This window comes from Pantoea sp. IMH, from assembly GCF_000599885.1.
Lineage (GTDB): Bacteria > Pseudomonadota > Gammaproteobacteria > Enterobacterales > Enterobacteriaceae > Erwinia.
This window is the reverse complement of the sequence record NZ_JFGT01000003.1, coordinates 1-11,252: the sequence shown is the minus strand read 5'-3', so window position 1 is coordinate 11,252 and position 11,252 is coordinate 1. Positions and strand designations below refer to the sequence as shown.

Sequence of the window (11,252 nt, the reverse complement as noted above, 5' to 3'; positions counted from 1 at the left end):
TCGGTGAGTACGGCTAACGATGACCTGGCGATCCAGGCACTGGCGGAAAAAGTCATGGCGCAAATCGCCGATCTCTTTGCGGCAAGAGGGATCACTCCCACGGCGGTGCAGCAGCAAATGCTCGTCTCACACGTCAAAGCAATGGCGCTGCGATCGCTGACGGGCGAGCCGCTGCCGGAGGTGGAGGCAGAGCTGTTTGACGATATTTCACCCCAATCGATGTTACTGGCGCAGCAGGTGGTCGATCTGTTTGGCAATTTGCCCCAGGAAGAGGCCTGGCTGCTCTCGGTTCATTTTGAAGTGGCGAAAGAGAACGACTAAATCGCGCGGAGAGGTTCACTGCATCAGGGAACCCATCAGCCAACAACATTATGCAACGGCAACATAAGGAATAAAGCATGTCACAAGTCATCGTAGTCATCGGCGATCGTTTAGGTAAAGGCCAGAAAGTGGCGGCTGGCATTGAGAAGGCGGGCGGCAAAGCCATCGTGGTGCCCGGCGTGGCGGCGGATATGAAGCTGGGCGACGTGATGAAAGCGGAAGGCGCCTCCTTCGGCATCTCTTTTTGCGGTAGTGGCGGTGCCGGGGCAATCACCGCGCAGAACAAGTATGGCTACAAAGCGAAGCACGGTATGCGCTCCATCGATGAAGGCGTTACCGCCATCAATGAAGGCGCGAACGTGCTGGGTTTCGGCTTTATGGATAAGGAAGAGCTGGGTGAAAAGCTGGTTCAGGCCTGGAACAAGAAGCATGGTAGCTGACCGATGAAGGAGCACTTCACGACGACGGTCAACGTCAGCGGCAAAGGTGACAGTAAAGCGCGCGCCTTTGCCGATGCGTTGAGCCGGGTGCAGAACACGCTGCTGAAATCGACCAGTAAGGTGCTGCTGCGTATTGAGCCGCAGGAGGTGCAGGTCGTGCAGGCGCGGGAGCGCGTCAGAAAAGAGAAATTCCTGTTTTTCTTTCTGGCGAGAGAGCGACGAAGCTACAGCGTGGAGCTGGAGATTACCGTCAGCGTAACCCTGATTGACGTGGACAAAGTTGATTTCGTCACACAATAAAGGTCTGCCCTTCAGGGCAGCAATAATCCTGATTTAAAAACGTTGGCGTAAGCCTGAAAGGAAAGACTGATGTTTTTAATAATTCTCTTTAAGTCGCTCATCATCGGCGGACTTGTCGGCGTGGGCGTAGGCGCAGGTGCCGCGCGGATGTTCCATGCGCCGACGACGCAGGGGATGGGGGCGTTTCGTACACTGGGTGAACTGAATTCCTGTGAGGGCGATCCCGCTTCTCACTTCTCATTTGGGCTCGGGTTCTTCTTTAACGCCTGGGCCTCTTCGGTGGCTGCCGGCTCGTTCACGCAGGACGTTGATCACCGCATTATCCCTCACTGGGGCACCGCCGCGCTGATGGTGAAAAACCGCAACGTGGCCGAAACAATGCACGATCCGAAGAAGATGGCGATCGCCTGCGGCATCATCGGCATGATCGTGGTGGCCTTTCTGAATACCACCGCGTCGGCGGTTCCGGCGGCATTACAGGTGACGGCCGTTAAGGTGCTGGTACCGGCCGCTAACCTGCTGGTCAATACCGTGATGCCCGTTATTTTCTGGCTGGCCGCGATTGATGCCGGTAAAAAATCGGGCTTCTGGGCGACGATTTTCGGCGGACTGGCGCAGCTGATCATGGGCAATGCCGTGCCGGGTCTGGTGCTGGGCATCCTGATCGGTAAAGGCGTTGAGGAAAGCGGCTGGAACAAAGTCACCAAAACCATGATGTTCGCCATCGTTCTGCTGTTCGTGCTCAGCGGATTCTTCCGCGGCTTCGATTTGAAAGTGCTCGAATCCTTCCAGCTGGGCGCGCCAGGCTGGCTTGAGATGATTCATAACACCCTGAGCGGAAAATAAGAGGACGGAAAATGGAAGAGTCAAAAAGCGGTTTCTGGTATGCCGACTGGTCATTCCCGATTTTTGTCGGCCTGCTCTCTGCCGGGGTGTTTGCGGGTACGCATATGTACTACGTCTACGGCCTCGGCGCTTTTAACGAAGTAGCCTTCGTCTCTATGCTGCGGGCCGGTATGGAAACCGGCGTATACGGTGCGGTAGCGGCGTTCGGTGCCAGCTTTCTGTTCGCCCGCATTATCGAAGGTTCGCTGGTCGGGATTCTGGACATTGGCGGCGCGATCCAGACCGGCGTGGGGCTGGGCGTGCCTGCGCTGCTGCTCGGCGCTGGAATTATCTATCCCGTTGCCAATTTCGCCGCCTCGCTTATCACTGGACTAGTGATTGGCCTGGCGATTGGCTACGTCATTATTCTGGCGCGTAAATTCACCATCAATAACAGCGATTCCACCTACGGGGCGGATGTGATGATGGGCGCGGGTAACTCCTCAGGCCGCTTCCTTGGCCCGCTGATTATTCTTTCGGCGATGGCCGCCTCCATTCCGATTGGCCTGGGATCGCTGCTTGGCGCGCTGCTGTTCTACCTCTGGAATAAGCCAATTACGGGGGGCGCGATACTGGGTGCGATGTTGCTGGGCGCTTTTTTCCCGGTAGCGCTCTGAGGAACTGGCGGTCTGCTCAACGATGGGCAGGCCGCGCTGACGGATGCTCAGGCATCCGGTGATACAGGAGTTTGCCATGTTTGATTTAATCATTCGCCGGGCGCGCCTTGCTGACGGCGGCCTGACCGACATCGCGGTTCGCGATGGAAAAATCGCCGCGCTTGGCGAGGTGCAGGGCGAAGCGGCTACCGAGCGCGATCTTGCTGGCCGCTACTGGCTGAGCGCGGGGTGGATCGACTCTCACGTTCACTGCTATCCCAAATCGCCGATTTATCATGATGAGGCGGATCGGGTGGGCGTCGAAACCGGCGTCACGACCGTGGTGGATGCGGGCAGCACGGGCGCGGATGACGTTGATGAATTTTACCGGCTGACCCGCCATGCCAGCACCCATGTCTATGCTCTGCTTAACATTGCACGTACCGGTATCGTTACCCAGAACGAACTGGCGGACATGAACCAGATAGATAAGAGGTGCATCTGCGACGCGGTCCGTCGCCTGCCAGATTTTATTATCGGCCTCAAGGCACGCATGAGCAGCAGCGTGGTGGGCGCTAACGGCATTCAGCCGCTGATCCGGGCCAAAGCGATCCAGCAGGAAACCGGCGGTTTGCCGTTAATGGTACACATTGGCAACAATCCACCCGATCTTGATGAGATCGCCGACCTGCTGCATAGCGGCGATATTATTACCCACTGCTACAACGGTAAGCCTAACCGTGTTCTGACGCCATCGGGCGAGCTGCGTGCGTCGGTAAGCCGCGCGCTGAAGCGTGGCGTCCGGCTGGATGTGGGACACGGCACCGCCAGTTTCAGCTTTGAGGTGGCGCGTGTGGCGATCGCACAAGGGATCCTGCCGCATACCATCAGCTCCGATATCTACTGTCGTAACCGGCTGAATGGCCCCGTCTATACCCTGGCGCACGTGATGTCTAAATTCTTCAGCGTCGGGATGACGCTGCCGCAAATTATCACCTGCGTCACCACCCAGGCGGCGGAAGGATTGCGTCTGCGTGATAAGGGCAGGCTGGAAGTCGGGTTTGACGCGGACCTGACCATTTTCGATCTCAAAGAGGAAAGCTGTCTGTTTACCGACTCCGAAGGGCAGTCGGTGGCGGGCGAGAAACAGCTGGTGCCGCTTGCCGCTGTTGCAGGCGGCCAGTGGTTCACTACCGATGAAGGGAAAAAGCATCATGTCTTCGATTTATGAAAAATATGACCTGAAGCAGGTCATCAACGCCTCGGGTCGTATGACCATCCTGGGTGTTTCAACGCCTGCGGCTGACGTTGTCGATACGGTGAAGTACGGTCTGAATCACTATTTTGAAATGAAAGACCTGGTCGACAAAACCGGGGCGTATATTGCCGGGCTGCTGGGATCGGAGGATGCGGTGGTCGTCTCCTGCGCCTCGGCTGGGATTGCGCAATCCGTAGCTGCGGTTATTGTGAAGGATGACGACTGGCTGCTGGAAAATCTTCATGCCGCGCCGCTGATTGTGCCGCATGATATCGTTGTACCTAAAGGGCATAACGTCAATTACGGAGCACCGGTCGGCACCATGGTGACCATGGGCGGCGGGCGCCTGGTCGAAGCGGGCTATGCTAACGAATGCACCCCGGCTCAGCTTGCTGCCGCTATCACGCCACAGACCGCCGCGATCCTCTACATTAAGTCGCACCACTGCGTGCAGAAAAGCCATCTCAATGTGGAACAGGCGGCAGTTGTCGCCCGCAAGCATGGCGTGCCGCTGATTGTGGATGCAGCGGCGGAAGAGGATTTGCAGTGTTACTACCAATACGGTGCGGACCTGGTGATCTACAGCGGCGCCAAAGCCATCGAAGGTCCCACCAGCGGGCTGGTAATGGGCCGCAGACAGTACGTGGAGTGGGTGAAGCGCCAGTCTATGGGCATCGGCCGCGCCATGAAAGTCGGTAAAGAGGGCATTCTTGGTCTGACGCAGGCGATTGAAAACTATCTGGTGCAGGAGAAAGTGTCTGGTGCGCAGATGGTGGAAAAAATGACGCCTTTTATCGCCAGTCTGAGTGACCTGCCGGGCATTACTGCCAGGGTGGTCTGGGACGCAGCCGGTCGCGACATCGCCCGTACTGAAATTCACTTTGACGAAGCCGCCATTGGCCAGACGACCGCTGATCTGGTACAGGCGCTGAAAACGGGCGACATCGCCATCTATTTCCGCGGCTATAAGGCGAACGAAGGCATCGTTGAAGTGGACGTGCGCAGCGTTTCGCCCGACCAGCTCAATACGATTTATCTCTGCATTAAAGCCCTGCTGCCAGGAGAGAACAAAGCATGACGCTGCAACCTAAATTTTATCAGAACCGTGTATGCCTGAACGTGCTGGCCGGTTCAAAAGAGAACGCCCGGGAGATCTGGCAGGCGGCAGAAGGCCATGTGCTGGTGGGCGTCCTGTCGAAAAACTATGACAGCGTGGCGAGTGCGGTGGCCGATATGCGTGAGTATGCCGCGCTGATCGATAACGCGCTCTCCGTCGGGCTGGGCGCAGGCGATCCTAATCAGTCGGCGATGGTCAGCGCCATTTCCGCTGAGGTGCAGCCCCAGCACGTTAATCAGGTCTTCACCGGCGTGGCAACCAGCCGGGCGCTGCTCGGGCAGAATGAGACGCTGGTGAACGGTCTGATTTCCCCTACCGGCAAAACCGGCATGGTGAAGATCTCGACCGGTCCGCTTAGTTCACAGGCGGCAGACGGTATCGTCCCCATCGAAACCGCCATCGCGATGCTCAAGGACATGGGCGGCAGCTCGGTAAAATACTTCCCGATGGGCGGCCTGAAGGCGATAGAGGAGTTTCGGGCCGTGGCGGAGGCCTGCGCGCTGCAGGATTTCTGGCTTGAGCCTACGGGCGGCATCGATCTGGAAAACTATGAGGCGATCCTCAGGATCGCGCTCGACGCTGGCGTGAGCAGGGTGATCCCGCATATCTACAGTTCCATTATTGATAAAGAATCCGGCAATACCCGACCAGCCGATGTCAGCACCCTGCTGGCAATAACCAAAAAACTGGTGGGGTAAACTACGGTGGCGGGCAGTCTGCCCGCCTTTTGAGCCCCTGGCGTACTTTGGGCTGAGCAGCATAACGCGCGATGGTTAAGGTAGCGTAATCCTCGCACCGTGTTGAGAGGCGCTTATCCAGCCGGCAAACAGATCTTACCCGGCTGATTTTTTGCCAGCATATTCTGCCCCAGGAGGCGTTACCTGCTGATGCACTAACGTGTGCAGCGTATCAGAAGAGGTTACCTTGAGCTTTAAACCAACGGTATTGCCAGTTCACCGGCCAGCTGATAGCCCGACAGGGGTGTATCGCTGGCGTCTGGACGGCAGTTCAGGATACGCGTACCTTGACCCTGATATGGATCGCAGCGTTTCAGTCCGGAAGTAGACAGTGACACACTGTTCTCCTTCAGACCAGGTACGCCATCTGGAGCGATCCATGACCAGAAGCTTCTCTTCGCAGCGGGCGTCAACGCCGCCGAAGCGTATTTTGCGGGCCGGCATGTGGCCCCTACTATCAGGACGGGGAGAACCGTGAGATTTCCAAACCAGCGCCTTGCCCAGCTTTTTGATCTACTCCAGAACGAAACCCTGCCGCAGGACGAGCTTGCCCGCCGTCTTGAGGTATCAACACGTACCGTGCGTACCGATATCACCACACTGAATGACCTCCTTGGCGATCACGGCGCCCGTTTTGTCCTGAGCCGGGGCGAAGGCTATCAACTTAAGATAGAGGATGCCGCCCGCTACGGGCAGCTTCGCCAGCAGTCGTCGCCGCCGCTGCGCATTCCGCGTACTTCAGCCGCGCGCGTACACTATCTTTTAACCCGTTTTCTCACCTCAGCCTTCTCGCTGAAGCTGGAGGATCTGGCGGACGAATGGTTTGTCAGCCGCGCCACGCTACAGAGTGATATGGCTGAGGTCAGGGAGCGGCTGGCACGTTATCAGTTGGCGATTGAAACGAAACCCCGCCACGGCATGAAGCTGTTTGGCAGCGAGATGGCGATGCGCACCTGCCTGACGGATCAGCTTTATCAGATTGCGCAGGAGGACAGCGAGGACCCGCTGCTGAATCAGGAGGTGCTGAACAGCAGTATGCTTGAGGCGTTCCAGCCGCTGTTGCAGGACTGCTTCAGCCGTTTTCATATCCGCATGTCCGACGACAGCGAGTTTTATCTGCGGCTGTACTGCGCCGTGGCGATCCGGCGCATCAGCGAAGGCTATCCACTGCCGGAGTTCAGCGCAGAGGATGTGGATGATGACGTCAGGGAGGCGGCCCGCCATATTATCAACCTGATGAGGCCGATGACCGGCAAGGCGATATCTTCTTCCGAGGAGGCCTGTCTGCGGGTCAATATCGCGGCGCGTCGGGTGCAAGAGATCGCGCCGAGCGCCATCAGCCCGGATGACAGTGAATCGCTGGTGGACTACATCCTCAGCTACATTAATACGCACTACAACTTCAATCTGCAAAACGATCCGCAACTGCGGGCCGACTTGCTGACGCACATCAAAACGATGATTACCCGCATCCGCTATCAGATTACTATCCCCAATCCGCTACTGACCAATATTAAGCAGCACTATCCGATGGCCTATGATGTCACCTTGGCGGCTGTCTCCAGCTGGGGAAAATATACGCCCTATGCGATCAGCGAAAATGAGATCGGTTTTCTGGTGCTGCATATTGGCGTCGGTCTTGAGCGGCACTATAACGTGGGCTATCAGCGTCACCCGCAGATCCTGCTGGTCTGCGATACCGGGAACTCCACGGTACGCATGATCCAGGCGATGCTGTTACGCAAATATCCACAAATCATCGTCAGTAATATTGTCTCGCTGCGGGAATATGAGCAGCAGGCAAGTATTGAGGAGGATTTTGTCATCTCTACCGTCAGGCTGAGCGAGAAGGATAAGCCGGTCGTAGTGATGTCACCTTTCCCGACGGAATATCAGCTCGAGCAGATCGGCAAGCTGGTATTGGTGGATCGTACCCGCCCTTATATGCTGGAGAAGTTTTTCGACGCCAGCCATTTCCTGATTGTTGACCAGCCGATGAATCAGACGGAACTGTTCCGCCTCCTGTGTCACCAGCTTGAAGCGGAAGGCGTGGTCGATGACACGTTCTACGCCTCGGTTGAGGAGCGGGAGGCCATTGTCAGTACGATGCTGGGCGAAGGGATCGCGCTGCCGCATTCGCTGGGGCTGCTGGCCAGAAAAACGGTGGTATACACGGTGCTGGCGCCGCAGGGTATCGCCTGGGGTGAAGAGACGGCTTACGTTATTTTTCTGCTGGCGATCAGCAAAACGGAGTATGAAGAGGCGATGGCAATTTACGATCTCTTTGTGACTTTTATGCGTGAAAGAGCGATGACGCGGCTGCGTGAAAGTCCCGATTTTGCCAGTTTTAAAAGGGTGGCCATGGATTGCTTAAGCCGGTTGTAGCAGCAAGGGCAGCGGCATTTCCCGTCGCTTACATGCGTCCCGCGACGGGAAATGCCTCTCCGTCTGCGCGATGAGACGCGGACGGAGACGCGGTTACTTGAGAATGGTAAAGGCGGTGGTGACGTGCTTCACGCCGCTGACGCGGCTGGCAACGTCGGCGGCGGCTTTCGCTTCGGACTCCGTGACCAGACCGAGCAGGAAAACTTCGCCATTTTCAGTGGTCACCTTCACGTTTGAGGATTTCACCTGGTCGCTGCCCAGCAGCTGGGAGCGGATTTTTGTGGTGATCCAGGTATCGGATGAGGCGGTGCCAAAGCTTACTTTGCTGCCGGTACGGATTTCGTTATAGACCTCGGTGGCGCCATCCACGCCCATCGTAATCTGTTTGGCGCGGCTGGCAATCTCAGCGTTAGGTGCCTGGCCGGTTAACAGCACTTTGCCCTGATAGGCGGTCGCGACAATATGCGCCTCAGTTTTAATCTGCTCATCTTTACTCAGCGCGTTGCTGACGCGAAGTTCCAGCGTACCGTCGTCCACCTGAGTTCCCATACTGCGGGGATCCGTGGCGGTTTTGGTCGCAACCGCTGCGCTGCCGACAACCGCAGCCACACAGCCTTGCAGCATCAGCGCGGTAAGTACAATGGCAATGGCGGAGAGTGCTTTCATGTAAGCTCCTTAAACGTCCTGGTGGGGAAACAAGGTGTTGTCGATCAAATCGCACAGGCAATTGACGGTTAACATATGCATTTCCTGAATCCTCGCGCTTCGGTGCGAGGGAATACGAATTTCCACGTCGTGCGGCCCCAGCAGGCCAGCGAGTTCGCCGCCATCATAGCCGGTCAGGGCGACAATGGTCATATCCCGCGTTACGGCAGCTTCGACCGCCTTGACGATATCACGGCTGTTACCGCGGGTTGAGATCGCCAGCAGAATATCGCCAGCGTGGCCCAGTGCACGCACCTGCTTGGCGTAGATCTCATCATGCAGCCGGTCATTCCCGATCGCCGTCAGCAGGACGTTATCCGCACTCAGGGCAACGGCAGGCAGGCTGGGCCGCTCGGTTTCATACCGGTTAATCATGCTGGCGGCAAAATGCTGGGCGTTGGCGCTTGACGTACCGTTGCCGCAGCTCAGAATTTTATTGCCGTTGAGCAGGGACTGTACCATGGTGATTGCCGCGCGCGAAATGGCATCGGGTAACGCTTCGGCGGCGGCAATCTGGGTTTGAATACTTTCAGTAAAACAGACTTTTATTCTATCCAGCACGTCTTTCACCTGGTTTATCTTGGCGGGAATAACTCCGCCGTAAATGCATTGGGCAACCAGTCAATCTCTGAGCCGGTTATGGCGACCACATCAAAACGGCAGTCGACGCTGTCCAGACTGGTTCCTTGTTCGCGCAGCCATAAAGCGGCAGCGCGCAGCAGTTTTTGCTGTTTGCGGCGGGTAACGCTGGCCGCCGCGCCGCCAAACAGGGCGTTGCGCCGGTAGCGTACTTCGACAAAAATCCATGTCTGCCGATCGCGCATGATCAGATCAATTTCGCCCGACCGGTAACGCACATTGGCGGCTTCAAATGCCAGTCCAGCTTCCTCCAGCAGGCGGCGGGCCTGCCGTTCACTGGCCGCGCCCGCCTGCTGACGGCTCAGGAGGCCGGGACGATTTGCCCCTGACGATACTGGTTCCATGTCAACTTCCTGTTGATAACGCACTCCGGCGTTGCGCTCAGGCTGCCGGTTTCTCCGCGGATGCGGAAGTCTGGCGTCTGACGCATATCGTCAAAATGGTTAGCCAGCGTCCAGGCATCCACGCCCATGGCATACAGCCGCACCAGCGAATAGTCGTTATTGAAGCTCTTCACTGCCTGCTGCATCAGCGCCGGATTGGTGCCGGAGAGCAGCGGAATATCGCTGAACTGTATACCGTCCATCTCCAGGCGATAATCCGGGCCGGCACCTGCCTGATAGCTGCGCGAGCTGGCATAGATTTTTACCATGCTGCGGCTGCTGACGCGCATGGAGATCATCGGTTTAATCAGCGCCATTTCGCTCTGCGTGGCGACGATATAAACCGAATCAACGCTGCCGCCTTCCGCCGCTGGCGGCGTCTCTTCCACCGGTGCCGGAATGGTCAGACCGGCAATGGTGACGCCCTGAGGCTGCGTCGGCTGGATATTCACCGGCGTACCGGAGAGACGCAGACCAGCACCGCTGTTAATGCCCTGTTTCAGCTCAGCGGTTGAACCAAACTGCTGTTGCAGAACGGTGCTGCCGCCCAGCGTCTGCCATTCCTGGGTGAACGCTTTGCTGACGCGATCGCCCAGCGAGCTGCGCGGCACCATCAGCAGCGGCGAACGCACGCCCTGATCCCACATATGATGGGCGGCATCACGCGCTTCGTCTTCAGGAGAAAGCGCAAAATAGCACAGATTAGGATGGTTCTGGATTTCACCCGGTTCGTTCAGCGCGAGGATATTGAGCGGCGTCTGTATGCTGCCCAGCTTCTCAACGTTGGATTTGATCAGCGGGCCCACGACCAGCGTTGCGCCATCCTGCTGCGCCTGCGCCAGGACCTGATCGATGGGTTGCGTGCTGGTGTCGTAAACCTGAACCTGTGCCGCGCTGGACGGCGGCGCGGTCTGAGCGGCATTACTGTTCTGCGCAGCTGGCGCAGCAGGCTGCTCAACCGGCACCGGATTTGGCTCACCGTCGGTAGCGCCCGGTGCTTCAATCGGCGCGGCGGAAGGGCTGACGACCGTTGCCGGATCGGCGGGGTTAGCGTCAGGCGTGCCGGCTGCTGTGGCGCTTTCCGCCGGCTGCGCTACCGCCGCAGACTGCGCCAGCACACCGTTTCTGGCGTCATCAAATCCTTTCTTAATGGCGTTCGCAAAGACCTGAGCCTGACCGCTGAGCGGCAGCAGCAGCGCAATTTTACCGGTTGAGGAAGGCTGATAGTTTTGCATCTGGTTCAGCGCGGCGGGCAGCATTTTTGCCGCGGGATTGTTAGGGTAGCGCGCCTGCCAGTCACTGATGGCCGACTTAAGCATCTCCGGATCGCTGCTGTTGGAGCGGTAGACGTTAAGCAGGTCTAACCAGCCCTGAAGGATGTTTTCATCGGCGTTTATGACCAGATTGCTCATCTGTTCCGGCGTAATCTGCACCAGCGTTTGCCAGGTCGCATCAATATTTTGTTGTTTATCGGCGGGGGGGGGGG

Annotated in this window: 14 protein-coding genes; 9 read left to right on the top strand and 5 right to left on the bottom strand. The window is 57.5% G+C overall.

The window, feature by feature from the left end:
• Positions 1-3 precede the first annotated feature (3 nt).
• The 8 genes from EA20_RS0105410 to EA20_RS0105375 all read left to right on the top strand — a co-directional run bounded on the left by EA20_RS0105410 (position 4) and on the right by EA20_RS0105375 (position 5,615).
• Complete coding sequence (locus tag EA20_RS0105410) at positions 4-321, top strand: glycine dehydrogenase (protein ID WP_152540211.1); 318 nt, start codon at positions 4-6, stop codon at positions 319-321.
• A gap of 77 nt (positions 322-398) precedes the next feature.
• Complete coding sequence (locus EA20_RS0105405) at positions 399-761, top strand: SFCGS family glycine-rich protein (protein ID WP_024965863.1); 363 nt, start codon at positions 399-401, stop codon at positions 759-761.
• A 3-nt stretch (positions 762-764) separates the two neighbouring features.
• Positions 765-1,061, top strand: coding sequence for a DUF4312 family protein (locus EA20_RS0105400; protein ID WP_024965862.1), 297 nt, complete (start codon positions 765-767; stop codon positions 1,059-1,061).
• Between the two features lie 69 nt (positions 1,062-1,130).
• The gene (locus EA20_RS0105395; RefSeq protein WP_024965861.1) at positions 1,131-1,907 is read left to right on the top strand and encodes a DUF4311 domain-containing protein; all 777 of its coding nucleotides are present in this window, start codon (positions 1,131-1,133) and stop codon (positions 1,905-1,907) included.
• An 11-nt stretch (positions 1,908-1,918) separates the two neighbouring features.
• Positions 1,919-2,563: a DUF4310 family protein gene (locus tag EA20_RS0105390; protein ID WP_024965860.1), complete on the top strand. Its 645-nt coding sequence runs from the start codon at positions 1,919-1,921 to the stop codon at positions 2,561-2,563.
• Between the two features lie 76 nt (positions 2,564-2,639).
• Positions 2,640-3,773, top strand: a complete 1,134-nt coding sequence (locus tag EA20_RS0105385) for an amidohydrolase/deacetylase family metallohydrolase (RefSeq protein ID WP_024965859.1) — start codon at positions 2,640-2,642, stop codon at positions 3,771-3,773.
• Entirely contained in the window at positions 3,757-4,878 is a 1,122-nt protein-coding gene (locus EA20_RS0105380) for a DgaE family pyridoxal phosphate-dependent ammonia lyase (protein WP_024965858.1), read from the top strand. Before EA20_RS0105385 ends, EA20_RS0105380 begins: the two co-directional genes overlap by 17 nt.
• Positions 4,875-5,615, top strand: a complete 741-nt coding sequence (locus EA20_RS0105375; protein WP_024965857.1) for a KDGP aldolase family protein — start codon at positions 4,875-4,877, stop codon at positions 5,613-5,615. Before EA20_RS0105380 ends, EA20_RS0105375 begins: the two co-directional genes overlap by 4 nt.
• Positions 5,616-5,848: 233 nt before the next feature.
• Here the strand turns inward: EA20_RS0105375 and EA20_RS20935 are convergent, their stop codons facing one another.
• A complete protein-coding gene (locus EA20_RS20935) occupies positions 5,849-5,992 on the bottom strand; it encodes a hypothetical protein (protein WP_161635078.1) in 144 nt (47 codons plus the stop codon).
• 136 nt (positions 5,993-6,128) lie between these two features.
• Here EA20_RS20935 and EA20_RS0105365 point away from each other — a divergent pair, with 136 nt between their 5' ends.
• Positions 6,129-8,039 (top strand): transcription antiterminator, encoded by a 1,911-nt coding sequence (locus EA20_RS0105365; protein WP_024965856.1) that lies wholly within the window; start codon positions 6,129-6,131, stop codon positions 8,037-8,039.
• Positions 8,040-8,132: 93 nt separating this feature from the next.
• Here the strand turns inward: EA20_RS0105365 and dolP are convergent, their stop codons facing one another.
• From dolP to EA20_RS0105345, 4 genes are all read right to left on the bottom strand, one after another.
• Positions 8,133-8,705, bottom strand: a complete 573-nt coding sequence (dolP, locus tag EA20_RS0105360) for a division/outer membrane stress-associated lipid-binding lipoprotein (RefSeq protein ID WP_024965855.1) — start codon at positions 8,703-8,705, stop codon at positions 8,133-8,135.
• A gap of 9 nt (positions 8,706-8,714) precedes the next feature.
• A complete protein-coding gene (gene diaA / locus EA20_RS0105355) occupies positions 8,715-9,305 on the bottom strand; it encodes a DnaA initiator-associating protein DiaA (RefSeq protein ID WP_024965854.1) in 591 nt (196 codons plus the stop codon).
• Between the two features lie 14 nt (positions 9,306-9,319).
• The gene (locus EA20_RS0105350) at positions 9,320-9,727 is read right to left on the bottom strand and encodes a YraN family protein (RefSeq protein WP_024965853.1); all 408 of its coding nucleotides are present in this window, start codon (positions 9,725-9,727) and stop codon (positions 9,320-9,322) included.
• Positions 9,685-11,252 (bottom strand): penicillin-binding protein activator (locus EA20_RS0105345; RefSeq protein WP_024965852.1); only part of this gene is annotated, 1,568 nt, incomplete at its 5' end. The genes EA20_RS0105350 and EA20_RS0105345, both read right to left, overlap by 43 nt.